The 24071-nt window shown below is 72.7% G+C and carries 21 protein-coding genes; 2 read left to right on the top strand and 19 right to left on the bottom strand.

Features of this window, described 5'->3' with window-relative positions; all coding sequences use genetic code 11:
• Nucleotides 1-150: 150 nt before the first annotated feature.
• Nucleotides 151-1368 (top strand): spermidine/putrescine ABC transporter substrate-binding protein, encoded by a 1218-nt coding sequence (locus tag WMI84_RS02550; protein WP_347350433.1) that lies wholly within the window; start codon nt 151-153, stop codon nt 1366-1368.
• On the opposite strand, the gene WMI84_RS02545 is transcribed toward WMI84_RS02550, so the two are convergent.
• The 6 genes from WMI84_RS02545 to WMI84_RS02520 form a co-directional block, all read right to left on the bottom strand.
• Entirely contained in the window at nt 1358-2260 is a 903-nt protein-coding gene (locus WMI84_RS02545; RefSeq protein ID WP_347350432.1) for a pseudouridine synthase, read from the bottom strand. The two genes, WMI84_RS02550 and WMI84_RS02545, sit on opposite strands and share 11 nt — an antisense overlap.
• Before the next feature lie 70 nt (nt 2261-2330).
• Nucleotides 2331-3008, bottom strand: coding sequence for a crosslink repair DNA glycosylase YcaQ family protein (locus tag WMI84_RS02540; RefSeq protein ID WP_347350431.1), 678 nt, complete (start codon nt 3006-3008; stop codon nt 2331-2333).
• 14 nt (nt 3009-3022) lie between these two features.
• Nucleotides 3023-6613 (bottom strand): DNA polymerase III subunit alpha, encoded by a 3591-nt coding sequence (dnaE, locus tag WMI84_RS02535; protein ID WP_347350430.1) that lies wholly within the window; start codon nt 6611-6613, stop codon nt 3023-3025.
• Nucleotides 6614-6762: 149 nt separating this feature from the next.
• Entirely contained in the window at nt 6763-7695 is a 933-nt protein-coding gene (locus WMI84_RS02530) for an RluA family pseudouridine synthase (RefSeq protein WP_347350429.1), read from the bottom strand.
• The gene (gene lspA / locus WMI84_RS02525; protein WP_347350428.1) at nt 7688-8275 is read right to left on the bottom strand and encodes a signal peptidase II; all 588 of its coding nucleotides are present in this window, start codon (nt 8273-8275) and stop codon (nt 7688-7690) included. The genes WMI84_RS02530 and lspA overlap by 8 nt, the downstream gene beginning before the upstream one ends.
• On the bottom strand, nt 8248-8688 hold the full coding sequence (locus tag WMI84_RS02520; RefSeq protein WP_347350427.1) for a TraR/DksA C4-type zinc finger protein: 441 nt from the start codon (nt 8686-8688) through the stop codon (nt 8248-8250). Before WMI84_RS02520 ends, lspA begins: the two co-directional genes overlap by 28 nt.
• Between WMI84_RS02520 and WMI84_RS02515 the strand changes: the two genes are divergently transcribed.
• The gene (locus WMI84_RS02515; RefSeq protein WP_347350426.1) at nt 8678-9004 is read left to right on the top strand and encodes a hypothetical protein; all 327 of its coding nucleotides are present in this window, start codon (nt 8678-8680) and stop codon (nt 9002-9004) included. The genes WMI84_RS02520 and WMI84_RS02515 overlap by 11 nt on opposite strands.
• Nucleotides 9005-9250: 246 nt before the next feature.
• Here WMI84_RS02515 and WMI84_RS02510 read toward each other — a convergent pair whose 3' ends face one another.
• The 13 genes from WMI84_RS02510 to WMI84_RS02450 all read right to left on the bottom strand — a co-directional run bounded on the left by WMI84_RS02510 (nt 9251) and on the right by WMI84_RS02450 (nt 24070).
• The gene (locus WMI84_RS02510) at nt 9251-10411 is read right to left on the bottom strand and encodes a DivIVA domain-containing protein (protein ID WP_347350425.1); all 1161 of its coding nucleotides are present in this window, start codon (nt 10409-10411) and stop codon (nt 9251-9253) included.
• Nucleotides 10412-10545: 134 nt separating this feature from the next.
• Nucleotides 10546-10830, bottom strand: a complete 285-nt coding sequence (locus WMI84_RS02505) for a YggT family protein (protein ID WP_347350424.1) — start codon at nt 10828-10830, stop codon at nt 10546-10548.
• Between the two features lie 42 nt (nt 10831-10872).
• Entirely contained in the window at nt 10873-11361 is a 489-nt protein-coding gene (gene sepF, locus WMI84_RS02500; RefSeq protein ID WP_347350423.1) for a cell division protein SepF, read from the bottom strand.
• A gap of 111 nt (nt 11362-11472) precedes the next feature.
• Complete coding sequence (locus WMI84_RS02495; RefSeq protein ID WP_347350422.1) at nt 11473-12240, bottom strand: polyphenol oxidase family protein; 768 nt, start codon at nt 12238-12240, stop codon at nt 11473-11475.
• 57 nt (nt 12241-12297) lie between these two features.
• Nucleotides 12298-13560 (bottom strand): cell division protein FtsZ, encoded by a 1263-nt coding sequence (gene ftsZ, locus WMI84_RS02490; protein WP_347350421.1) that lies wholly within the window; start codon nt 13558-13560, stop codon nt 12298-12300.
• A gap of 361 nt (nt 13561-13921) precedes the next feature.
• A complete protein-coding gene (locus WMI84_RS02485) occupies nt 13922-14686 on the bottom strand; it encodes an FtsQ-type POTRA domain-containing protein (RefSeq protein WP_347350420.1) in 765 nt (254 codons plus the stop codon).
• The gene (murC, locus tag WMI84_RS02480) at nt 14683-16140 is read right to left on the bottom strand and encodes a UDP-N-acetylmuramate--L-alanine ligase (RefSeq protein ID WP_347350419.1); all 1458 of its coding nucleotides are present in this window, start codon (nt 16138-16140) and stop codon (nt 14683-14685) included. The genes WMI84_RS02485 and murC overlap by 4 nt, the downstream gene beginning before the upstream one ends.
• The gene (murG, locus tag WMI84_RS02475) at nt 16137-17234 is read right to left on the bottom strand and encodes an undecaprenyldiphospho-muramoylpentapeptide beta-N-acetylglucosaminyltransferase (RefSeq protein WP_347350418.1); all 1098 of its coding nucleotides are present in this window, start codon (nt 17232-17234) and stop codon (nt 16137-16139) included. Before murG ends, murC begins: the two co-directional genes overlap by 4 nt.
• A 6-nt stretch (nt 17235-17240) precedes the next feature.
• Nucleotides 17241-18530: a putative lipid II flippase FtsW gene (gene ftsW, locus WMI84_RS02470; protein WP_347350417.1), complete on the bottom strand. Its 1290-nt coding sequence runs from the start codon at nt 18528-18530 to the stop codon at nt 17241-17243.
• Nucleotides 18527-20011 carry a UDP-N-acetylmuramoyl-L-alanine--D-glutamate ligase gene (gene murD, locus WMI84_RS02465; RefSeq protein ID WP_347350416.1) on the bottom strand — a complete coding sequence of 495 codons (1485 nt, stop codon included), beginning with the start codon at nt 20009-20011 and terminating at the stop codon, nt 18527-18529. Before murD ends, ftsW begins: the two co-directional genes overlap by 4 nt.
• Nucleotides 20008-21090 carry a phospho-N-acetylmuramoyl-pentapeptide-transferase gene (gene mraY, locus WMI84_RS02460; protein WP_347350415.1) on the bottom strand — a complete coding sequence of 361 codons (1083 nt, stop codon included), beginning with the start codon at nt 21088-21090 and terminating at the stop codon, nt 20008-20010. The genes murD and mraY overlap by 4 nt, the downstream gene beginning before the upstream one ends.
• Complete coding sequence (murF, locus tag WMI84_RS02455; protein WP_347350414.1) at nt 21087-22493, bottom strand: UDP-N-acetylmuramoyl-tripeptide--D-alanyl-D-alanine ligase; 1407 nt, start codon at nt 22491-22493, stop codon at nt 21087-21089. Before murF ends, mraY begins: the two co-directional genes overlap by 4 nt.
• Complete coding sequence (locus WMI84_RS02450) at nt 22490-24070, bottom strand: UDP-N-acetylmuramoyl-L-alanyl-D-glutamate--2,6-diaminopimelate ligase (RefSeq protein WP_347350413.1); 1581 nt, start codon at nt 24068-24070, stop codon at nt 22490-22492. The genes murF and WMI84_RS02450 overlap by 4 nt, the downstream gene beginning before the upstream one ends.
• Nucleotide 24071 lies beyond the last annotated feature (1 nt).

The raw sequence follows: 24071 nt of genomic DNA, 5'->3' as shown, positions 1-24071 counted from the left end.
CCGGACCACGACAACAGCCGTCAATGGCCCGTAACGGCTGGCGGCCGGCCGCTCCCGGGGAGGCGGCACTGTACCGGCACAAGGGCAGCCTTGCCCCTCGCCGAGTGCTGTGGTCGAGTCTGTTCGAAGTCGCCCACCCGAGGAGTCGTCATGACCCACCAGTCCAGCCTCGCCCGCCGAGCCGCCTTCGCGCGCGGGGCACTGTCGCGCCGCCGGGTCCTGGGTGGGCTGGCCGGCGCGCTCGCCGCGGGCACGCTTGCCGCGTGCGGCTCACCGCCGCAGAGCCGCCGCTCGGGGTCGGGGGCCACACCCACCGCGCGGGCCGCGGCAACCGACCGGTCCGACGTCGACCGGATCGTGCGCTGGTCGAACTGGCCGGAGTACATCGACGTCGACGAGCAGACCGGGCGTCGGCCCAGCATCGACGCCTTCACGAAGCAGACCGGGATCGCCGTCGAGTACACCGAGGACTACAACGACAACGCCGAGTTCTACGCCAAGGTCCGCCCGGCCCTGGCAGCCGGGCACGACACCGGTCGGGACGTCTGGGTCAGCAGCGACTGGATGGTCGGGCGCCTGATCGGCCAGGGCTTCGTGCAGCCGCTCGAGATGGCCAACATCCCCAATGCGCGCAACCTCGACCCGGCGCTGCGCGCGGCCGCCTTCGACCCGGACCGGGTCTACTCGCTGCCGTGGCAGAGCGGGTTCACCTGTGTCGCCTACAACCCGCGCGCCACGGGTGGGCGCAAGGTCGAGTCCGTCGACCAGCTCCTGAACGACCCCGCCCTGAAGGGCCGCGTCACCCTCCTTTCGGAGATGCAGGACACCATCCCCATGGTCATGATCGACATGGGCATCGACCCGGCGACCTTCACCGCGGATCAGTTCGAGCAGGCCTGCCAGGTCGTCGAGGACGCCGTCGCCCGCGGCCAGATCAAGAGCTTCACCGGCAACGACTACACCAAGCCCCTGGTGACCGGCGACACCGCTGCGTGCCTCGCCTGGAGCGGCGACATCGTCCAGCTGCTCGCCGACAACCCCGACCTCGGCTGGGTCCTGCCGCAGAAGGGCTTCCTGCTCTGGTCGGACAACTTCGTCATCCCGGCGCTGGCGCAGCACAAGAAGAACGCCGAGCGGCTCATCAACCACTACTACGACCCCGCGATGATGGCCAAGGTCGTCGAGTACGTGAACTACGTCTCGCCGGTGCCGTCCGCGAAGGGCAGGCTGTCCGACCCCGAGATCGGCTCGAACGAGCTGATCTTCCCCAGCGAGCAGCTGCTGACCCGGGCCCACGACGTGCGCCTGATGCCGCTGGCGGAGGAGACCGAGTTCATGCGGCGCTTCAGCGCCATCGTCAACGGCTGACCGGCGCCGGGCCGTGCCCGTGGGTGGTCCGCTCCGGGGGCGGCCAGCCGGACAGCCGGCGCCGCGTCTCGAACCGGCGCGGCCGGCCGTCGACCGGGTCGGCGAACGCGAGCACCGTCGCGAGCAGCTGCAGCGGGCGCGTGAAGTCGTCGTCCGCAACCTGGCGCTCGACCGGGTAGAGCGGGTCGTCCATGATCGGGATGCCGAGCCCGGACAGCTGGCAGCGCAGCTGGTGGGTCCGGCCGGTGCGCGGGGTGAGCCGGTAGAGCCCGAGCCTGCCGCGCTGCTCGACCAGCTCGACCAGGGTCTCGGCGTTCGGTTGCGCATCGGTTACCTCGTGGGCCTGGTGGACCCCGTGCTCCTTCACGACGTGGGTGCGCCGGACGAGCGGCAGGTCGAGGTCGTCGCGCACGGGTCCGACGGCCAGGTACTCCTTGCGGACCTGACCGCGAGCGAAGACCCCCTGGTAGGCGCCGCGCCAGCGCTGCTCGGTGGTCAGCATGAGCACCCCGGCCGTCGCCCGGTCGAGCCGGTGCGCCGGGGCGAGGCCGGGCAGGCCGGTGAGCACCCGCGCCCGGGCCAGGGCGCTCTGCACGAAGTGCCGCCCACGGGGCAGCGCGGCCAGGAAGTGGGGCTTGTCGACCACGACGAGGCGTTCGTCCCGGTGCAGCACCTCGATCCGGAAGGGCACCGGCACCTCGGGAGGCAGCTCGCGCCGGGCCCACACCACCGACCTCGGGACGAACGGTCCGCCGGCCGGCACGGGGACCCCCGCGGCGTCCACGAACTCCCCCGCGGCGAGCATCCGGTCGACCTCGGCCGCGGTCAGCTCCGGAGCGAACCGATGCACGAGGTGGTCGCGCAGCGTGGTCCAGGGGCCGTTCTGCGGCATCCGGATGCGTTGCGCGTCGACGCCGTGGCGCTGGGGCAGCGGGGACGCCGGGGTCCCCCCGCGCGCCAGGTCAGGCCCCCACGATCCGCAGCTCGGCCGGCCGGCCGAGCAACCGCCCGTATGCCGCTGTGCCGGCCTCCAGCGCACGCCGCAGCGAAGCGGTCGGCCGGCGGAGGAGCTCGACCTCGACGACGGTCCGCCGGCCCGAGGTGGTGCGCCGCCAGACGCCGGCCACCTCGCCGTCCACGACGACGGTCGGGCGGAAGACCGCGTTGCGACCGGGCACGACCCGCGCGACGTGCTCCGGAGGGAGCACGACGTCGCGGGTCTGGTACCCGAGCAGGAACTCGTCCCACTGGGGTAGCAGCTGGACCCGCGGCGTGTCCTCCTCGGGCCCGCGCTCCGACCCGCCGGGGCCCGGCTGCCGCTGGGCGAGGTGCTCGTGCTCAGCGGCCCGGCCGGCGGCGCCCGGTCCCTCGACGTGGCGCAGCCAGACCTGGCCGTGGACCTCGTGCCGCACGACCCGGTCACCGAGCAGGGCGGGTGCCTCGCGCGCCGCACCGAGCCGCTGGTTCGCCCAGCCGGCGAGGTCGCGCTCCGTGACGGGGCCGTGGCTGCGCAGATGGCGCTCCGCGACCGCGGGCCGCTCGGTGGTGCCGGGCGGTGGCGCGATCGCCAGCCCGGCGAGGCGCTCGTGACGCCACCGCGCGCGGACCGCGGGGTCCTGCGGGACGGCCTTGGGCGGCATCCGGAACTGCCGTACTACCCGAGGACGGCGGTGCCGAACTGCGCCTTGAGGTCACCGAAGAGCGCGGACGTCGCGCTGACCCGCAGCGAGTCGTCGAGGGACATGAGCACCGAGCGGCCCGGCTGGGTCAGCCTGACCTGGACCTCGGTCGCGCCGGGGTGCTCCCGCAGGATCTCCCTGAGCCGCTCGGCGCGGGCCTGGTTGACCTGCCCGAGCGGGAGGGTGAGCACCACCGGCCCGCGCGGGCCGTCCTTGACCTCGGGGATGGTCAGCTCCTGGGCCATGATCGAGATGGCGTCGTCGCGGTAGCTGACCCGGCCCCTGACGGCGCAGACGGTGTCCTGGGCGAGCATCGGCCCGTAGGTCAGGTAGGCCGACGGGAAGAAGAGGCACTCGATCGCGCCGTCCAGGTCCTCGACCGTCGCGATCGCCCAGAGGTCGCCCTTCTTGGTCCGCTTCAGCTGCAGGCCGGTGATCAGGCCGGCCACGGTGACGGTGGTGCCGTCCGGCTTGCCCTCGTCGCCCAGCAGGGTGGCTATCGGCGTGTCGGCGTGCGACGCGAGGATGTGCTCGATGCCGAACAGCGGGTGGTCGGAGACGTAGAGCCCCAGCATCTCGCGCTCGAAGGCGAGCAGCGTCGGCTTGTCCCACTCGAGCCGGGGCACGGGGGGCAGTCCGTCGAAGGCGTCGGCGCCACCCCCGCCGTCCGGGCCGCCGGCCGAGGACAGGGAGAAGATGTCCAGGGTGTCCTGTCCGTGGTCCTGGTTCTTCTTGACCTCGACGAGCGCGTCGATGTACTGCTCGTGGATCTCGACCAGCCCGCGGCGGCTCTCGCCCAGCGAGTCGAAGGCACCGCCCTTGATCAGGGACTCGACGGTGCGCTTGTTGCAGACGAGCGCGGGCACCTTGGCCAGGAAGTCCTTGAACGAGGCGAAGGCGCCCTGCTCGCGGCGGGCCGTGATGACCGCCTCGACGACCGGCACGCCGACGTTGCGGATCGCGGCCAGCCCGAAGCGGATGTCCGTGCCGACCGCGGCGAAGTTGGCGACCGACTCGTTGACGTCGGGGGGCAGTACCTTGATGCCCATGTGCCGGCACTCGTTCAGGTAGAGCGCCGACTTGTCCTTGTCGTCGCGCACGCTGGTCAGCAGCGCGGCCATGTACTCGGCCGGGTAGTTCGCCTTGAGGTAGCCGGTCCAGTAGGAGACGACACCGTACGCCGCGGTGTGCGCCTTGTTGAACGCGTAGTCCGAGAACGGCACGAGGACGTCCCAGAGCGCCTTGACCGACGCCTCGGTGAAGCCGTTGCGCTTCATCCCCTCGGAGAAGGGGACGTACTCGGCGTCGAGCACCTCCTTCTTCTTCTTGCCCATGGCGCGGCGGAGCAGGTCGGCGTTGCCCAGCGTGTAGCCGGCCAGCCGCTGCGCGATCTCCATCACCTGCTCCTGGTAGATCACCAGCTGGTAGGTGGTGGCGAGGATCGGCTCCAGGGCGGCGACCATCTCGGGCTGCAGCTTGCCCTTCAGCTGTGGGTCGAGCGGGACGAGCTCCTGCTTGCCGTTCTTGCGCAGCGCGAAGTTGGTGTGCGCGTTGACGCCCATCGGGCCGGGCCGGTAGAGCGCGAGGGCCGCGGAGATGTCCTCGAAGTTGTCCGGCTGCATGAGCCGCAGCAGCGAGCGCATGCCGCCGCCGTCGAGCTGGAAGACCCCGAGCGTGTCGCCGCGGCCGAGCAGCTCGTAGGTCGCCGCGTCGGTCATGTCCTTGGACAGGGCGTCGAGGTCGATCTCGGCGCCGCGGTTGGCCTTGATGTTGGCGATCGCGTCGTCCAGGATCGTCAGGTTGCGCAGCCCCAGGAAGTCCATCTTGACCAGCCCGAGCGACTCGCAGCTCGGGTAGTCGAACTGGGTGATGACCTGGCCGTCCTGCAGGCGCCGCATGATCGGGATGACGTCGATGAGCGGCTCGCTGCTCATGATCACGCCCGCGGCGTGCACCCCCCACTGGCGCTTCAGGCCCTCCAGACCCCGGGCGGTGGCAACGACCTCCTTGAAGTGCGGCTCGGTCTCGACCAGCGCCCGGAAGTCGACGCCCTCGTTGTACCGCTTGTGCTCCGGGTTGTAGATCTCCGAGAGCGGGACGCCCTTGCCCATGACGTCCGGCGGCATGGCCTTGGTCAGCTGCTCGCCCACGCTGAACGGGTGACCCATGACCCGGGCGGCGTCCTTGACCGCCTGCTTGGCCTTGATCGTGCCGTAGGTGACGATCTGGGCGACCCGGTCGTCGCCGTATTTCTCGGTGACGTACCTGATGACCTCACCACGCCGGCGCTCGTCGAAGTCGACGTCGAAGTCGGGCATCGACATCCGCTCGGGGTTGAGGAAGCGCTCGAAGATCAGTCCGTGCGGCACCGGGTCGAGGTCGGTGATGCCCATGGCGTACGCGCACATCGAGCCGGCCCCGGAGCCACGGCCCGGCCCGACCCGGATGCCGCTGCGCTTGGCCCAGTTGATGAAGTCGGCGACGACCAGGAAGTAGCCCGGGTAGCCCTTCGAGATCACCACCTCCTGCTCGTAGGCGGCCTGCTTGCGGGCGTAGTCGGGCACGCCCTGCGGGAACCGGCGCCGGAGGCCGGACTCGACCTCCTTGACGAACCACGAGGTCTCGTCCTCGCCCGCGGGGCAGGGGAAGCGGGGCATGTAGCGCCCCTCCCCCTCGGTGAACGACACGTCGCAGCGCTCGGCGACCTGCAGGGTGTTGTCGCAGGCCTCGGGCAGCTCGCGCCAGACGTGGCGCATCTCCTGGGGCGACTTGAGGTAGAAGTCCTCGGCGTCGAACTTGAACCGGCCGGGGTCCATCAGGGTCGAGCCGGACTGGACGCACAGCAGCGCGGCGTGCGCCTTGGCGTCCTGCGCGCGGGTGTAGTGCAGGTCGTTGGTCGCCAGCAGCGGCAGCCCCACGTCCTTGGCCAGGCGCAGCAGGTCGCGCTGCACCCGGCGCTCGATGTCCAGGCCGTGGTCCATCAGCTCGCAGTAGACGTTGTCGGCCCCGAAGATCTCGCGCAGCTCGCCGGCGACCTGGCGCGCCTGCTCGTACAGCCCGAAGCGCAGCTTGGTCTGGATCTCGCTGGAGGGGCACCCGGTGGTGACGATGATGCCCTTGCCGTAGGCCTGCAGCAGCTCGCGGTCGATGCGCGGCCACTTCGTGTACACCTGATCCAGACTCGCGTGCGAGGTCATGCGGAACAGGTTGTGCATGCCCGCGGTGCTCTGCGCGAGCATCGTCATGTGGGTGTATGCGCCGCCACCGGAGACGTCGTCGCGCCCGCCGTCGCCCCAGCTGACCTTGCTCCGGTCGGTGCGGTGGGTGCCGGGAGTCAGGTAGGCCTCGACCCCGATGATCGGCCTGACGCCGGTGCCCTGCGCCTTCTTCCAGAACTCGTAGGCGCCGAAGACGTAGCCGTGGTCGGTCGTGGCGAGCGCCGGCATGCCCATCCGTGCCGCCTCGGCGAACAGGTCACCGATCCGCGCCGCCCCGTCGAGCATCGAGTACTCCGTGTGCACGTGCAGGTGGACGAAGCTCTTGTCGGGCGCGGGTTGCGTGGGCATCGCAGCGAGTCTAAGCCGCGCCGGCGACACCGCCCGGCGTGTCGTCCCGGGTGTCTCGTCAGGCCCCATGACGTGGCCGCCGCAGGCCCGGCCGGGCCCGGCTGGCCCTGCCCCCACCCGAGCTTGAACCTCAGGTGAAAGGTGATGTCTCAGGACGCTGCGACCACGTCGAGGGCGTGCTGCAGGTCCTCGGGATAGGGGCTCTCGAAGTGCACGTACTGCCCGGTCGTGGGGTGCTCGAACCCCAGCCCCACGGCGTGCAGCCACTGGCGGTCCAGGCCCACCCGGGCCGCCAGCCCGGGATCGGCGCCGTAGAGCGGGTCACCGACGCACGGGTGGCGCAGCGCGGCCATGTGCACGCGGATCTGGTGGGTCCGGCCGGTCTCCAGATGGATCGCGAGCAGGCTCGCGTGCCGGAACGCCTCGATGACCTCGTAGTGCGTGACCGAGTGCTTGCCGGACTTGCGGACCGCGAACTTGTAGTCATGGCCGGGATGCCGCCCGATGGGCGCCTCCACCGTACCGACGACCGGGTCGGGCAGGCCCTGGACGAGCGTGTGGTACGTCTTGTCGACGCTGCGGCCGCGGAAGGCCTGCTTGAGCCGCGAGTAGGCCACCTCGCTCTTGGCGACGACCATCAGCCCCGACGTGCCGGCGTCGAGCCGGCTGACGATCCCCTGCCGCTCGGGGGCCCCGGAGGTGGAGATCCGGAAGCCGGCGGCCGCGAGACCGCCGACGACGTCCGGGCCGTCCCAGCCGACGCTGGGATGGGCCGCGACCCCGGCGGGCTTGTCGACGACGACGATGTCGTGGTCGTCGTACACGATCCGCATGCCCGGTACCGGCTCCCCCCGGGGCGACACCCTCGGGACGGTCTCGGCCTGCGGCAGCGCCACCTCCAGCATCGACCCCGCCACGAGGCGCTCGGACTTCGGCACCGGCCTGCCGTCGACCACGACCTGCCCGGCCACGGCCAGGTCGGCGGCCCTGGTGCGGGACAGCCCGAAGAGCCGGGACACGGCGGCGTCGACCCGCTCGCCGTCCAGCCCGTCAGGCACCAGCACGGTCCGTACGTCAGCCATCGTGGTGCCTCGTCGCGTGGTCGCGTCGACCGTCGACGCCGATGCCGCGCAGGGCGAGCAGCACGATCAGGATCGCGGCCGCCACGATCCAGATGTCCGCCACGTTGCCGATGAACCAGCCGTTGTAGTCGATGAAGTCGACGACGTGCCCCCGGCCACCCCCCGGGGGGCGGGTGAACCGGTCCGTCAGGTTGCCCAGAGCGGCACCGAGCAGGGCTCCGAGCGCCACCGCCCACGCCCGCGAGCCGAGGTCCTTCGCGACGAAGACGATCGCGACGAGCACCGCCACCGCGATGACGGTCATCACCCACGTGTTGCTCGCGCCGAGGGAGAGCGCGGCGCCGGGGTTGCCGATCAGCCTGAGGCTGATGACGTCATCGATCACCGGCCTGCTGCGGCCGTCGGCCAGCCGGTCCAGCGCGACGAGCTTGCTCACCTGGTCGCTGACGTAGGCGAGGATGGCCACGAGCCCGAGCAGGCCGAACAGGCGAGCCCTGCTCCTGCGGTCCGGCCGATGCCGGGGTGGCCGGGCGCTCGAGCGCTCTGGCGAGGTCAGTGGCGCTCCTGTCTCGTCTTGCATGTCATGCACAGGGTCGCACGCGGGAAGACCTGGAGCCGACCCTTGCCGATCGGGCTGCCGCAGTTCTCGCAGATCCCGTAGGTGCCGGCCCGCAGCCGCTCGAGGGCTCGCTCGGTCTGCACCAGCATGTCGCGCGAGTTGTTGGCCAGGGCGATCTCGTGGTCGCGTTCGAAGGTCTTGGCCCCTGCGTCGGCCTGGTCCTCGCCGCCGCCGTCCGAGGAGTCCAGGATGAGGCTTGCGAGTTCCTGCTCGGCCCGCCCGATCTCACGCTCGTACGAGTCGATCTCCTCGCGCAGGAACTCACCGACGGCGCGCAGCTCCTCCGGCGTCCAGGGCGCCTCGTCCTCCTTGACCTTCAGGGCCCGGGTCAGCCGTTGGACCTCGGCGTCGCTGGCCGGCTTCGTGGCACCCACCCCGGACCGCCTGGCCCCGGAGCCGTTGGGGATCGCGGCGGCGGCAGCAGCGGGCGTGGGCGAGCTCGCGGACTTCCTGGCCGTCGCGGTTCTCGCCGGGCCGGTGGGCTTTCGCGGCGACGTGGTGCCTCTGGCGGTACCCGAACGTGGCGCGGTCCGTTCCGCGGCGGCCGCAGCCGGCTTCGCGCTCGTGCCCGATGCCTTCTTGGCGGCGGTGCTCGGCGGCGTCTTCGCGGCCGACGGGTCGGCGGACCCTTGCTCAGTCGATGCCGCCGTCGGTGCAGCGGCCTTCTTGGCCGACATGTGCCCTCCATGACCGTCGATGTGGACAAGTGGGGCCGACAATAGGCCCCGCAGCGGCTGGATACAAACAGGACCTGTACCGGGTCTCACCATCGGACAGATGCACAGCCCGCGCACGGTTCGCGCCCAGCCCGCGGTCAGGGTCGCGGTACGAGGGGCTGGCGACCTCGGGCCCGCGGGCGGGTCGCTCGCACTCGCTTCGAGCGACCCGCCCGCACGTCACGGCCGGTCGGCAGGAGCCGTGCCGGCGCGACCTGCCTCAGCCCTGGCGGCCATCTCGCTCACCCGCCGGAGCGAGGTCGGCCGCCTCGTCCAGCTCCGACAGCTGGCCGGTGATGTAGGCCCGCAGGTTGTCGCGGTAGTCGCGCTCGAACCCGCGCAGCTCGTCGATCTTCTTGCCCAGCAGGTCCTTCTGTCGGCCGAGCTGCTGCAGGGTCGCGGCCTTCTTCTGCTCTGCCTCGGCGACCATCCCCGTCGAACGCTCCTGGGCCTGCGTGAGCACCGCGTCGCGCTTGACGGCCGCGTCGGCCAGCATCTTGTCCCGCTTGCTCGTCGCGTCGGCCAGCATCGCGTCGCGCTGGTTCGTCGCGCCCGTGAGCATCTCGTCGCGCTTTGCCGTGGCCTCGGCCAGCATCGTGTCCCGCTGGGCGACGGCCTTCGCCGTCATGTCCTCAGCGGCCCGGGCGGCCTCGTCGTGCAGCCGTCGGCCGGTGGAGACGAGCTCGTCATGCTGCTGCCGGCCCGCGCTGACGAGCTCGTCGCGCTTGGCCTCGCCGTTGCGGACGTGCTCGTCGTGCAGCCGCTGGGCCAGCGCGATGACCCCGGCCGCGTCGTCCGAGGCCGCCGCCGCACTCTCGGCCCTGACGGGCTGCGCGCCGGACTGGGTGGCAGCCGCCTGCTGCGCCTGCTGCTGCGCCTTGGCGAGCCTGGCCTCGGCGTCCGCGACCTTGTTGTTGAGGTCGTTCAGCCGGGCCTGTGCATCGTCGAGCTTGACCTTGTCCACCGCCGTCCGGGCCGCCTCCTCGGCGCGCTTCGCCTCCGCGTTCGCCCGCTCCACTCGCTCCTTCGCGGTGCGCTCGGCGTTCTCGGCCTCGGTACGCGCCTTGGCGACCCGCTCGGCCGCGGCCTTGACGGCCCGCTCGGCATCCTGGACCTTGGCCGGCAGCCCACCGAGCTCGGCCTGGTCACCGGTGGCCGCGGCGGGGGCCGTGCCGCCCTCGGCCGCGCGGACGGCCGGCTGGTTGCGGCTCGCCCGGCAGTCGTTGAGCTGCTTGAGGTAGTCGTCACGCTGCTCGATCAGCGCCCGCATCTCCGCGACGACCTCGTCCAGGAAGTCGTCGACGTCCCGCTCCTCGTAGCCGCGGCGGAACTGGGTGGTCTGGAAGTGCCGGTTCAGCACTTGTTCCGGCGTAAGCGCCATCTCTCACCTCTTGGCAGACGTAGTGGTCGCGAAGCGGCCGTGCGGCCCGGCGACATCCCCTCGCTCATGATGCCATTGCCCGTCACCGGATCGGCAAGTCCCGGGCGCGACCCGCCGAGGGCGCCCGTGGTGTCTCAGAAGAAGGTCGGCAGGTTGAGCGCGAACGAGGTCAGCAGGATCAGGACGAGGAAGGAGAGGTCGAGCCGGATCCCGCCGAGCCGCGGCGACGGGATGATCTTGCGCAGCGCCTTCAGCGGCGGGTCGGTCACCGTGTAGATGGCCTCGGCGACGACGAGCAGGGGTCCCTTGGGCTGCCACGAGCGGGACAGCACCTGAACCCAGTCGATGACGAACCGGCCGATGAGGGCGATGAAGAAGGTGAAGACCACCACCCCGTAGATCGTCCAGAACACGTTCATGCCGCAAGTCTGACCGATCCGGGCCGCCGCGACCCAATCGGGTCAGCTCTGGTTGAAGAACCCCCGCGTGGCCGACGGCGCCTCCACCTCGTCGGCCGCCACCTCGACGTGCGCGGGTGACAGCAGGAACACCTTGGAGGTGACGCGCTCGATGGACCCGTGCAGGCCGAAGACGAGCCCGGCGGCGAAGTCGACGAGCCGCTTGGCGTCGGCATCGTCCATGTCGGACAGGTTCATGATGACCGGCACCTGGTCGCGGAACCACTCGCCGATGTTCTTGGCCTCGTTGTAGGTGCGCGGGTGGATCGTCGTGATCCGGCTCAGCCGGCCGACCTCGACGTCACGGACCACGGACGCGACCGCACGCTTGGTGGGCAGCGGCGTGACGCCGGCGGTGTGGCCGGGGTCGTCGGTGCGCTCGTCGTAGCGCTCCGAGTCGTCGTAACCCTCGTAGTCGTCATAGCGATCGGGACGGGTGTCCTCCTCGGCGAGTCCGAGGTACACCATCGTCTTGCGCAGTGCGCCTGCCATGCCTGCTCCTACGGTACGGGTTCCCTTCCCGCCAGACGGTACAGAAGGGACGGCTGTGAAGGTCGGATATCGCGCCGCGACACGCAGGGCGGTGCGGCGCGCGGATGCCGCTCAGCCGTCCACCGCGGCGGCCGAGCCTGCGGACCGGCGCACCACGACCCCGGCGAACCGGCCGGTCCGCCCGTCCCGACGGTAGGAGTAGAGGTCGGCGTCCTCGCGGGTGCAGCCGCGCACCCACTCCACGCTGACGTCGGCCCGGTAGAGCTGCTCGACGACGCCGGCCGCGACGTCGATCGCCGGCGTCCCGGTCCAGGACCGGGCCCGGCTGCTGGCCGCGGCCGCCGCCGCCAGGTCGACCAGCTGCTCGGGGACCTCGTAGCAGCGAGCGCACACGGACGGGCCCACGACGGCGCACAGCTGCTGCGCGCCCAGGTCACGCAGCCGCTCGACGACGCGTGGCACGATCCCGCCGATGAGGCCCGGCCGGCCGGCGTGCACCGCGGCCACGAGCCCGGCTCGGACGTCGTGCAGCAGGACCGGCACGCAGTCCGCGACGAGGACCGCCAGGGCCAGGTCGGCGGCCGGCGTGACGAGCGCATCGGCCTCCGGCACCTCGCCACGCCAGGCTCCGTCGACCTGCACGATCGACGTGCCGTGGGTCTGGTTCATGAAGACGAGCCGGTCCCGGGCCACCGCAAGCCGTCCGGCGAGCAGCGCCCGGTTGGCCTCGACGACCCGCGGGTCGTCGCCCACCCGGCCGCCGAGGTTGAGCCCCGCCCAGGGTCCGGCGCCGCGGGCCGCGGCGCGGCCGGTGAAGCCGACCTCCACCACCGCGCCCGGCGCAGCCGGCGAGGTGATCGTACGGCGCCAGTGGAACACGGCTCCACGCTACCGGCAGCCGGGCGGGCCGCTGCTCGCGGAACGCCCGGGCGGTCGCTACTTCAGGAAGTCGGGCACGTCGAGCTCGTCGTGGTCCGTCACGGACACCTGCCGCGGCGGGCGCTGCACGGGTGGCGGCACCGGGTGGGCCTGCTCGACGTGCGCCTCGCCGTTGGGTGGGGTGGCCGGCTGCGCGTGCTCGCCCGCGTCGGCACCGGACTGCCGGCCGTTGCGGCCCGCGTGCGCCGAGACCAGGACCGGCTCGGGCGCGGCGACGGGCGGTGGCGTCATGGGCCGCAGCGCGGGCGGCACCGGCGGTGTCACCCGCCCTCCGCCGGCGACGCCGCGGACCTCCTCGTGCCGGCTCGGCCCGCCGGAGTCGAACCCGGCCGCGATGACGGTCACGCGGACCTCGTCGCCGAGTGCGTCGTCGATGACGGCGCCGAAGATGATGTTGGCCTCCGGGTGCGCCGCCTCCTGGACGAGGCGGGCCGCCTCGTTGATCTCGAACAGGCCGAGGTCGGACCCGCCCTGGACCGAGAGCAGCACGCCGTGGGCCCCGTCGATGGAGGCCTCGAGCAGCGGCGAGCTGATCGCGAGCTCGGCAGCCTGCACGGCGCGGTCCTCGCCGCGGGCCGACCCGATGCCCATCAGGGCCGAGCCCGCGCCCTGCATGACCGACTTGACGTCGGCGAAGTCGAGGTTGATCAGGCCCGGTGTGGTGATCAGGTCGGTGATCCCCTGCACGCCGGAGAGCAGGACCTGGTCGGCGGACCGGAACGCGTCCATCATCGAGACGTTGCGGTCGCTGATGGACAGCAGCCGGTCGTTCGGGATGACGATGAGGGTGTCGACCTCCTCGCGAAGGTTGCCGATACCGGACTCGGCCTGGTTGGCCCGGCGCCGCCCCTCGAAGGTGAACGGCCGGGTGACGACCCCGATCGTCAGGGCCCCGAGCCCCTTGGCGATCCGGGCGACCACCGGGGCCCCACCGGTACCGGTGCCGCCGCCCTCGCCAGCGGTCACGAAGACCATGTCGGCCCCCCTGAGGACCTCCTGGATCTCCTCCTCGTGGTCCTCGGCGGCCTTGCGCCCGACCTCCGGGTCGGCGCCGGCCCCCAGGCCCCGGGTCAGCTCGCGGCCGACGTCGAGCTTGACGTCGGCGTCGCTCATGAGCAGTGCCTGCGCATCGGTGTTGATCGCGATGAACTCGACGCCCTTGAGCCCGACCTCGATCATCCGGTTGATGGCGTTGACGCCACCTCCACCGATGCCGACGACCTTGATGACGGCCAAGTAGTTCTGCGGTGTTGCTGCCACGGGAGCGGGCCTTCCTGATGCTGGAGCGTCATGCGGGCTGTTGGTCGGGCGGTCCGGTCGACCGACGGGACTCGACCGACCGGGACTCGACCAACGTGAGGTTCGATCACCGAACCTGAACCTTCGGCACCCGAATCCTTGGTACTTCAACCTTCGATTCAAGGTTACGGTTTGGTCACGAACCTTACGTGTCGCCCTGACGGTATGCGGTGGAGCCAGCGCGTTCAACTTCACCTGCGGCGTGTCGCCGAGCCGGTTGGCCGCAGCCGCCCGGAGGGGTCACAGCGGACACTTGCGTCACACGAGAGCGTCGCAGACCGTCTCCCGGGCATGGCCTGCGAGCCTGCCGCGGGCGCGCTGCTCAGCGCGTCACCGGCGCGGCGGGGACGCTGACGTCGATCGTCGACGCGGGCCGCCCGAGCAGGATCTGCACGAGCCGGGCCTTGGTGCTCTCCTGACCGGCGCTGCCCCAGACGACCGTGCGCCGGCCGTACCTGTCGGTGAGGGTGAAGCTCACCTGGTCGGCCGCGCCCACGGTCATGTCTGCGACGTCTGCCCGGATCGCCGCGGGCAGGGCCTGCACCGCCTGCAGGGCGGCACGCAGGCCGTCGGCCGTCACGTCCGACGAGTCCGCGGTGACGACCGGGACACCCTTCGGCGCCGCGTCGACGGTGCGGAACCGGAAACCCGTCTCATCCACAAGTTCCAGTTGACCCTTAGGGTTGCGCAGGGCCAGGGCGGGCGTCCGCGGCGTGACGCGGATGACCACGGCATGCGGCAGGCTGCGGCTGACCCGGATGTCGGCCCAGGCCCGGCCGGCCACCAGGCGGGCGGCGACGGCGTCGGTGTCCACCCGCATGAGCGGGCCGCCCAGCGGTACGTCGGCGACCGCGCGCACGGCCCGTGCCTCGCTGCCGGCCACGCCCTCGACCCGTACCGCGGTCGCGGTCAGCAGCGGGCTCATCCAGCCGACCCAGATCAGGCCGGCGGCCAGCAGGAGGGTCGCGAACAGCCCGCCGGCGAGCAGGAACGGCCGGCGGCGCGCCCGCGCAGCCCGGGCCTCGAACCGCTCGCGGGCCGACCCCAGTCCGGTCGCCCCGCGCCGCCGGCGTGGCCAGCCCCTCATGGCCGCGGCTCCCCCAGCAGGCCCAGCACCTCGGGGCCGATCGTCGTGACGTCACCCGCCCCGATCGTCAGCACGAGGTCGCCGGGCCGGGCGAGGGCCGCGACGGTTGGCGCGACCGCCGACCGGGACGGGAGGTAGTGGACCTCGGCGCCGTGAGCCGCTGCGGCGTCGGCGACCAGCCGACCGGTGACGCCCGGGATCGGGTCCTCGCGCGCGGCGTAGACGTCCATCACCACGACGACGTCGGCCCGGGCCAGTCCCGCGCCCAGCTCGGCCGCGAAGTCCCGCGTGCGGCTGTAGAGGTGCGGCTGGAACACTGCCACCACCCGGCCGCGCCCGGCCATGAGGCCCACGGCAGTGTCCACGACGGCACGGACCTTGCCGGCGTTGTGGGCGTAGTCGTCGACCAGGGTGACGCCGCCGGCGCTTCCCCGGGACTCGAAGCGGCGTCGGGTGCCGGTGAAGGCCCCGAGGCCGGCGGCGACCTCGTCGGGGTCCTGGCCGAGCCCGACGACCGCGGCCCCGAAGGCCCCCGCGGCGTTGAGGGCGTTGTGCCGCCCCGGGACGGCGAGAGCCAGCCGGTTCCGGGCGCCCGCCCGGGAGAGGGTGACCGTCGCCTGCAGCCCGTCGGGCCGGTAGTCGCTCAGCCGGAGGTCGGCCTGCGGTGCGAAGCCGTAGGTGACGACGCGCCGCCCGTCGGACCGCGCCGCGGCGGCCAGCCGGCCGGCCCCCTCGTCGTCGGCGCAGGTCACCAGCACTCCCCCTGGCTCGAGGGTCCGCGTGAACTCCAGGTATGCCGCTTCCACAACCTTAAAGTTATCGTAGAAGTCGAGGTGATCGGGTTGGACGTTCGTCACGACCGCGACGTGCGGACGGTAGGCCACGAAGGAGCCGTCGCTCTCGTCGGCCTCGACGACGAACGTGTCGCCCGACCCGTGGTGGGCGTTGGTGCCCTGCCGGGCCAGCTCACCGCCGATCGCGAACGAGGGATCGAGCCCGCACTCCTGCAGGGCGACCGTCAGCAGCGAGGTGGTCGTCGTCTTGCCGTTGGCGCCCGCCACGGCAGCCCGGCGCTTGCCGTGCATGAGCGAGACGAGCCCCTGGGCCCGGTGCAGCACCGGCAGGCCGCGCGCCCGAGCGGCCGCCAGCTCGGCGTTGTCTGCGCGGATCGACGAGGACATCACGATCGTGTCGGCACCCGACTGGTGGTCGGGGTCGAACCCGACCCAGACCCGGGCGCCGGCGGCACGCAGCGCCGACAGGACCGGCACGTCCTTCGCGTCCGTACCACTGACCGGGATGCCCCGCGCGAGCATGATGCGGGCGACCGCGGACATGCCGGCCCCGCCGATCGCCAGGAAGTGGACGGCGCCCAGGTCCTCGGCCCGGGGGACCGGAGCCCGGAAGTCGAAGCGCGCCCGGGCGAAGGGGGTGCTCGGCGTGGGGGCGCTCACGAGGCGCTCCGGAAGGCCAGCTCGACGAGGTCGGCGAGCCGCTCGTCGGCCGCGGGCTCGCCGAGGTCCGCGGCAGCCCGGGCCATCCTGGCCAGGCGCGCCCGGTCGGTGGCCAGGGGCACCAGCTCACGATCGATCCAGGCCGGGGCGAAGTCGGCGTCGGCCACGAGCAGCCCTCCTCCGGCGGCGAGCACCTCGGCGGCGTTGAGGCGCTGCTCACCGTTGCCGATCGGCAGGGGCACGTAGACGGCCGGCAGCCCGACCGTCGTCAGCTCGGCCACGGTGTTGGCCCCCGACCTGGCCACGACCAGGTCGGCCACGCTGTAGGCCAGCTCCATCCGGTCGGCATACGGCACGGTCACGTAGGGCGCGCCGGCCATCGGTACCTCGGGGGCGAACTGCTTGCCCACCCCGGTGATGTGCAGCACCTGGATCCCGGCCCGGCTGAGCGCGCCGGCGCGGTCGCGGAAGGCGTCGTTGAGCCGCTGGGCCCCCAGCGACCCCCCGGTCACCAGCACGGTCGGCCACTGGCTCTCCAGGCCGAAGTGCTCCAGCGCCGAAGCACGCAGCCTGGCCCGGTCGAGCAGCGCGATCTCACGCCGCAGCGGCATCCCGATGCGCGTCGCGTGCCGCAACGCCGTCGCGGCGAAGGTCGTCGCGACGTATGGCGTCCAGCGCGCGCCGAGCCGGTTGGCCAGGCCGGGACGGGCGTTCTGCTCGTGGACGACGATCGGGACGCGCCGGCGCCGCGCCGCGAGGTAGGCGGGGGTGCTGACGTACCCTCCGAAGCCGACGACGACCTGCGCGCCCGTCTGCTCGATGGCCCGGCCCGCCGCCGCCACCGCGTCGCGCAGGCGCAGCGGCAGGCGCAGCAGGTCACCGCTGGGACGACGCGGCAGCGGCACCTTGGGCACGAAGCGCAGCTCGATCCCGCGGGCCGGGACCAGCCGCGCCTCGAGGCCGCTCTCGGTGCCCAGACCGGTGACCCTGATGCCCGGGTGCCGGCGCGTGAGCGCGTCGGCGAGGGCGAGCAGCGGGGACACGTGACCGGCGCTGCCGCCCCCGGCGAGCAGGACGGAGGTGGGCGAGGACACGAGCGATCACCGGTTTCTGCGATGTGGGGAACGGGACGGCAGCACGGCGAGGGAGCGGGCGAGCAACCCCGGCCGGGCTCCGAGCAGCGTGCGACAGCCGGGCTCGTTGCGGGCGAAGCAGAGCAGGATGCCCAGGGCGAGCATCGTCGTGACCAGCGAGGATCCGCCGGCACTGACCAGCGGCAGCGGGACGCCGATGACCGGCAGCAGCCCGATGACGGCCCCGATGTTGATGATCGCCTGGCCGAGCAGCCATGCCATGATCCCGGCCGTCGCGATGCGCACGAAGCGGTCGCGGGTGCGGACCATGAGCCGGTAGCAGCCCCAGGCGATGACGGCGAAGAGGAAGAGGATGACGAGCGTGCCGGGCAGGCCGAGCTCCTCGCCGATGATGGCGAAGATGAAGTCGTTGTGCGCCTCGGCCAGCCAGTCCCACTTCTCCTTCGAGGCGCCCAGGCCGACGCCCCACCACCCGCCGTCGGCCAGGGCGTACATCCCGTGGACCGACTGGCCGCACCAGCCGTCGGGGTCGGACTGGCAGGCCGGGGACAGGAAGTTGGCGATGCGGGCCATCCGGTTGTCGCTCGCCTGGACGAGGTAGACGATCCCGGCGACGGCGAAGCCCCCGGCGAGCACGAAGAAGCGGGCCCGGACACCGGCGACCGCCAGGACCGCGGCGACGATCCCGAACATGACCAGCGCCGTTCCGAGGTCGTGCCCGCCCAGCACCAGGGCGATGATGATCGCGGCGACCGGGATCAGGTACGGCAGGATCGCGTGCCGGATGAGGCCGGCGAGGGCTCCCTTGTTGGCGAAGACCATCGCGCCGACCAGGACCAGCGCCAGCTTGCCCAGCTCGGCGGGCTGGATCTGGACCGGGCCGACCCGCAGCCAGTTGCGGTTGCCGTTCACCTCGACGCCGAGCGAGGGGACGAAGACCAGGGCGAGCAGCAGGACCGACCCGACGAAGAAGGGCAGGGACAGGCGCTTCCACCAGGCGAGCGGCAGCCGGCTGGCCACCGCCGCCGCGAGCGCGCCGACCACCGCGAACAGGGCCTGCCTGGCGAAGACGGAGTAGGCGGCCTCGTCGCGCAGCAGCGAGCTCACGCTCGAGGCGGAGAAGACCATGATCAGGCCGAAGACCACCAGGGTGGTCATCGCCCCGAGGATCAGGTAGTAGGTCGTCAGCGGCGACTCGAGCTTGCCGATGACCGGCAGCGCGGCCAGCCGCGAGCCCTCGCCGCGGCCGGTGGCGGGCGCGGTTGCCGAGCCGCGGGTCTCGGTCGTCGAGGTCACCGGCCACCACCTGCCACGTGCCGGCGCACCGCCTCCTCGAAGGCGTCCCCACGGGCGCCGTAGTTCTCGAACATGTCCATCGACGCGGCGGCGGGAGCCAGCAGGACGACGTCGCCCGGCTGGGCGAGGCGCGCAGCCTGGGCGACGACTTGGTCCATGGCCTCAGTGTCGGTCTCGGCGACGTCGATCACCGGGACGTCGGGCGCGTGTCGGGCCAGCGCTGCGGCGATCTGCGCCCGGTCCCGGCCGATCAGGACCACTCCCCGCAGCCGCGCGGCGACCTCCGCGACGAGGCCGTCCACGTCGGCGCCCTTGAGCAGCCCCCCCGCGATCCACACGACGGTCTCGAAGGACCGCAGCGCGGCCGCCGCCGCGTGGGTGTTGGTGGCCTTCGAGTCGTTGACCCACCGGACCGGTCCCGGCACGTCGATGACCGCGAGGCGGTGCCGGTCCGGGCGGAAGGCCCGCAGGCCGTCGCGCACCGACAGCGGGCCGACGCCGTAGGCCCGGGCGAGCGCGGCGGCGGCCAGCGCGTTGGCGATGTAGTGGGGCGGGACCGAGGCGGCGTCACCGCGCAGGTCGGCGATGGTGCACAGCTCCGCGGCGGACCACTGGCGCTGCTCGACGAAGGCGCGGTCCGCGAGCACCTCGTCGACCACCCCGACCATCGAGGGTCCGGGCACGCCGAGCGTGAAGCCGATGGCCCGGCAGCCCTCGACCACCTCGGCGTCCATCACCAGCTGTTCGGTCTGGACGTCGGCGACGTTGTAGACGCAGGCGATGTGGGTGCGGTCGTAGATCCGGCCCTTGGCCCGCAGGTAGTCGGCGTACGACCCGTGCCAGTCCAGGTGGTCCGGGGCGACGTTCAGCACCGCGCTCGCCACCGCCGAGACGGACCGCTGCCAGTGCAGCTGGAAGCTGGACAGCTCGACCGCGATGACGTCATACGGCTGGGGGTGCAGCACCGCCTCGAGGATCGGGGTGCCGACGTTGCCGGCGCTGGTCGCGCGCAGGCCCGCGGCCTGCAGGATCGAGGTGAGCATGCCCACGGTCGTGGTCTTGCCGTTCGTCCCGGTGACCGTCAACCACGGCGCGGCCCCCTCCTGCGCGCGCATCCGCCAGGCCAGCTCGACCTCGCCCCACACCGGCACGCCCGCGGCGGCGGCCGCCAGCATGAGCGGGTCGTGCGGCGGCACTCCCGGCGAGGTGACCACGAGCTCGGTGCCGTCGGGCGGGCGGCGCAGGTGCTCCGGGCCGAGCCGGACCTCGGCGCCGAGGATCTGCAGGATCTGCGCCCGCTCGGTGATCGCGTCGGTGACGTCGCGGGACACCACGGTGACCTCGGCACCCCGCTCGGTCAGCGCGTCGGCCGCAGCGAAGCCAGAGACGCCGAGACCCACGACGAGCACGTGCAGGCCGCTCCAGTCGGCGTCGCGGTGCGTCAGGCCGGGACGGGGCTCGTAGCCCGGTTCGAGGGTCATGCGGAGCCCACCACCCACTCTGCGTAGAACACCCCGAGCCCGAGCGCGACGAACAGCCCGGCGATGATCCAGAACCGGATGACGATCGTCACCTCGGCCCAGCCGACCAGCTCGAAGTGGTGCTGCAGCGGCGCCATCCGGAACACCCGCCGCCCGGTCGTCTTGAACGAGACCACCTGGATGATGACCGACATCGTGATGAGGATGAACAGGCCCCCGAGGATGACCAGCAGCAGCTCGGTGCGGGTGGTGATGGCCAGCCCGGCCAGCGCGCCACCGAGCGCGAGCGAGCCGGTGTCCCCCATGAAGATCTTCGCCGGGGACGCGTTCCACCAGAGGAACCCGAAGCAGGCGCCCATGCCGGCCGCGGCGACCAGGGCCAGGTCGTGCGAGTCGCGCACCTCGTAGCACTTGATCCCGGGGTTGATCTGGCAGTTCTGGTTGAACGTCCACAGGCTGATCAGGACGTAGGCGCCGAAGACCATCGTCGAGACCCCGGTGGCCAACCCGTCCAGGCCGTCGGTGAGGTTCACGCCGTTGGAGGCACCGGCGATCATGATGTTGGCCCAGATGACGAACAGGACGACGCCGAGCCCGGTCCCGTAGAACGCGAGGTTGATGTTCGTGTCGCGGACGAAGGAGATGAACGGCGAGGCGGGCGTGCGGAACTGCGCGTTGGGGAACTGCAGGGCCAGGACCGCGAAGACGACGCCGACCAGGCCCTGCCCGGCCAGCTTCTGCTTCGAGCGCAGGCCGAGGCTGCGTTGCTTGGAGATCTTGATGTAGTCGTCGAGGAAGCCCACGACGCCGAGCCCGGCCATCAGGAACAGGACCAGCACGCCGCTGGCGCTGACCGGGGTCAGCGTCACCAGGTGGGCGAGCGCGTAGGCGCCCACCGTGGCCCCCAGGATCACCGCGCCGCCCATCGTCGGGGTGCCGCGCTTGGTGTGGTGGGAGGTGGGGCCGTCGTCGCGGATGAACTGCCCGTAGCCGCGGGCCACCAGGAACCTGATGAACACCGGCGTGCCGAGCAGCGAGATGACCAGCGAGAATGCCGAGGCGATCAGGATGCCCTTCACGACGCCGCCTCCCCGCCGACCGGCTCGCCGGGCGTCTCGCCCCGGCCGGCGACCCGGTCCCCGAGCCAGCGCAGCCCGCTGTCGCGGCTCGACTTGAACAGCACGACGTCGCCCGGCACGAGCTCGACGCGCAGCAGGTCGAACGCCGCGCCCGTGTCGGCGACCCATTCCGGCGCACCGATCGCCCGGGCCCCCTCGCCCACCGCCACGATGCGGTCGATCCCCAGCTGTGCGGCATACCGGCCGATCTCGGCGTGCGCGGCCGCACTCGCGGTGCCGAGCTCGAGCATCTCGCCGACGACCGCCCAGCGGCGGCCGCTGGTCGCCATGGCGGCCAGCGCGTCGAGCGCCGCGCGCATCGACTCGGGGTTGGCGTTGTACGCGTCGTTGACGACCACCACGCCGTCGGCCCGCCTGGTGACCTCCATCCGCCAGCGGCTCACCGGCCGGGCCCGGCCCAGGGCGGCGGCGATCGCGTCCGGCTCCAGCCCGAGCTCGAGCGCGGCAGCCGCGACGGCGAGCGAGTTGGCGACGTGGTGCGCCCCGACCAGCGCCAGCCGCACCGGTGCCCGGCCCTGCGGGGCGACGAGCGTGTATGCCGCTCGGCCGGCCTCGTCGAGCACGACGCCCTCGGCGCGCACCTGCGCCCGCTGCGAGGTGCCGAACAGGCACACCCGTGCGGCCAGCCCCTCGGCCATCTCGGCCACGAGGGGGTCGTCGGCGTTGAGGATGGCCAGGCCGGTCGGCGGGAGGGCCTGCGGCAGCTCGGCCTTCGCGCGGGCGATGTTCTCGCGGGAGCCGAACTCGCCGAGGTGGGCGGTGCCGACGTTCAGGACGATGCCGACCTGCGGCGGCGCTATCTCGGTCAGGTAGGCCACGTGCCCGACCCCGCGCGCGCCCATCTCGACGATCAGGAACCGGGTGGCGGGCGTGATGCGGCACACGGTGAGCGGCACCCCGATCTCGCCGTTGTAGGAGCCCTCCGGCGCGACGGTCGGCCCGGCGGTGGCCAGGACCGCCGCGAGCAGGTCCTTGGTCGAGGTCTTGCCCGAGGAGCCGGTGATGCCGACGACCCGCACCCCGGGCGCTGCCGCCAGGACGCCCCGGGCGAGCCGGCCGAAGGCGAGCTGGGTGTCCGGGACCACGACGCAGGGCAGTCCGTCGACCGGCCGGGCGGTGAGCGCCGCGACCGCCCCGCGGGCGGCGGCGGCGGGCACGAAGTCGTGCCCGTCCGCGTGCTCGCCGACCCGGGCGACATAGAGGCTGCCGGCGAGACACTCCCGTGAGTCGGTCACCACGGGCCCGTCCACCACGAGCGCGCGGGCGCGGTCGCCGTCCAGCACGTCGCCGTGCAGCACGCCCCCGGTCAGCTCGGCGACTCGGGCCAGGAGCAGCGGGATCATGGGGCACCCCCCGCTCGCGTCGACGATGTGGTGACGGACGGTGGGTCGCCCGCCGCGGCGAGCGCCGCGCGCAGCGCCTCCCGGTCGTCGAAGGGGTGGACCACTCCCCCGACCTCCTGTCCGGACTCGTGCCCCTTGCCGAGGACGACGACGGTGTCGATGCGACCCTGCTCGCGGGCGGCGTGCACGGCCTGGGCCACGGCGCGGGCGATCGAGTCGGCCCGGGACCCGCCGTCGACGATGTCGGTCGCGGTGGCGTGCCCGCCCCGCACGGCACCTTCGGCCCCCGCCCGGACCGCCGCCCGGATGGCGGCGGGGTCCTCGGAGCGTGGGTTGTCGTCGGTGACGATGACGACGTCGGCGTGCCGGGCCGCCGCGGCGCCCATGTCGGGCCGCTTCCCACGGTCGCGGTCGCCGCCCGCGCCCAGCACCGCCACGAGCCGGCCGGTCGTCGACGGGCGCAGGGCGGCCAGGGCGGCGTCGACCGCGTCGGGGGTGTGGGCGAAGTCGACGATGCAACGCGGGCCGCCGGCACCGGCGGTGACGACCTGCATGCGCCCGGGGACCTCGGGCGGGTGCGCCATGGCCCGGTCCACCTCGGCCGGGCTGCACCCGAGCAGGAGCAGGGCCAGGGCGGCGAGGCAGGTGTTGGCGACGTTGAAGTCACCGGGCAGGTGCGAGACGAGGTGCAGCTCACCGGCACCGGTGCGTGGGCGCAGCACGATCTCGTCGGCGCTCGCGTGGGCCGCCCAGTCGGCCGGGGCCCCCGTCGCCGAGAAGGTCGTGACCGGGACCCCGGCCGTGGCGGCGAGCCGGCGCCCCCAGGCGTCGTCGACGCAGACGAGGCCGCGCCGCGACCTGGCCGGAGTGAACAGGGTGGCCTTGGCGGCGAAGTACTGCTCCATGGTCCCGTGGAAGTCCAGGTGGTCCTGGGAGAGGTTGGTGAACAGGGCCAGGTCGTAGACGACCCCGTCGACCCGGTGCAGGGCCAGCGCGTGGCTCGAGACCTCCATGACGCATGTGTCGACCCCTCGCTCCCGCATGACGCCGAGGATGGCGTGCAGCTCGGGCGACTCCGGGGTGGTGCGCACCGAGGGGATGCGCTCGGCGCCGATCCGGGTCTCGACGGTGCCGATCAGGCCGGTGCGCAGGCCGTGGGCCCGCAGCGCGGACTCGAGCAGGTAGGCGGTGGTCGTCTTGCCGTTGGTGCCGGTGATGCCGACCGTGGTCAGGCTGCGCGCCGGGTCGCCGTACACCGCCGCCGCGAGCCCGCCGAGCACCGCGCGGGGGTTGTCGACGACCAGGACCGGCACGGACCCGCCGTCGAGACGGGCGGCCCCGGCGGGGTCGGTCAGCACCGCCACCGCGCCGGCGCGTACCGCCTGCGGCACGAAGGTGGCGCCGTGCACGTTGAAGCCCGGCAGGGCGGCATACAGGTCACCCGGGAGCACCGTGCGGCTGTCCAGGGACACGCCGGTGACGAGAACGTCGGCCGAGGGGGTTCCCTGGCCGATTCTCCTGCTCAGGTCGGCGAGTCGCTGGCCCGAGGCACTGGGGCGGGTGGCGGGTGTGGACACG

The organism is Intrasporangium sp. (genome assembly GCF_039812505.1).
Taxonomy (GTDB): Bacteria; Actinomycetota; Actinomycetes; order Actinomycetales; family Dermatophilaceae; genus Intrasporangium_A.
Note: the sequence above shows the minus strand (reverse complement) of the source record. Positions and strands in the feature narration are given on the sequence as shown.

Coding starts and splice junctions, on each gene's coding strand:
- WMI84_RS02550 (WP_347350433.1), top strand. CDS start 151: ATGACCCACCAGTCCAGCCTCGCCCGCCGAGCCGCCTTCGCGCGCGGG.
- WMI84_RS02545 (WP_347350432.1), bottom strand. CDS start 2,260: ATGCCGCAGAACGGCCCCTGGACCACGCTGCGCGACCACCTCGTGCAT.
- WMI84_RS02540 (WP_347350431.1), bottom strand. CDS start 3,008: ATGCCGCCCAAGGCCGTCCCGCAGGACCCCGCGGTCCGCGCGCGGTGG.
- dnaE (WP_347350430.1), bottom strand. CDS start 6,613: ATGCCCACGCAACCCGCGCCCGACAAGAGCTTCGTCCACCTGCACGTG.
- WMI84_RS02530 (WP_347350429.1), bottom strand. CDS start 7,695: ATGGCTGACGTACGGACCGTGCTGGTGCCTGACGGGCTGGACGGCGAG.
- lspA (WP_347350428.1), bottom strand. CDS start 8,275: ATGCAAGACGAGACAGGAGCGCCACTGACCTCGCCAGAGCGCTCGAGC.
- WMI84_RS02510 (WP_347350425.1), bottom strand. CDS start 10,411: ATGGCGCTTACGCCGGAACAAGTGCTGAACCGGCACTTCCAGACCACC.
- WMI84_RS02505 (WP_347350424.1), bottom strand. CDS start 10,830: ATGAACGTGTTCTGGACGATCTACGGGGTGGTGGTCTTCACCTTCTTC.
- sepF (WP_347350423.1), bottom strand. CDS start 11,361: ATGGCAGGCGCACTGCGCAAGACGATGGTGTACCTCGGACTCGCCGAG.
- WMI84_RS02485 (WP_347350420.1), bottom strand. CDS start 14,686: ATGAGGGGCTGGCCACGCCGGCGGCGCGGGGCGACCGGACTGGGGTCG.
- murD (WP_347350416.1), bottom strand. CDS start 20,011: ATGACCCTCGAACCGGGCTACGAGCCCCGTCCCGGCCTGACGCACCGC.
- murF (WP_347350414.1), bottom strand. CDS start 22,493: ATGATCCCGCTGCTCCTGGCCCGAGTCGCCGAGCTGACCGGGGGCGTG.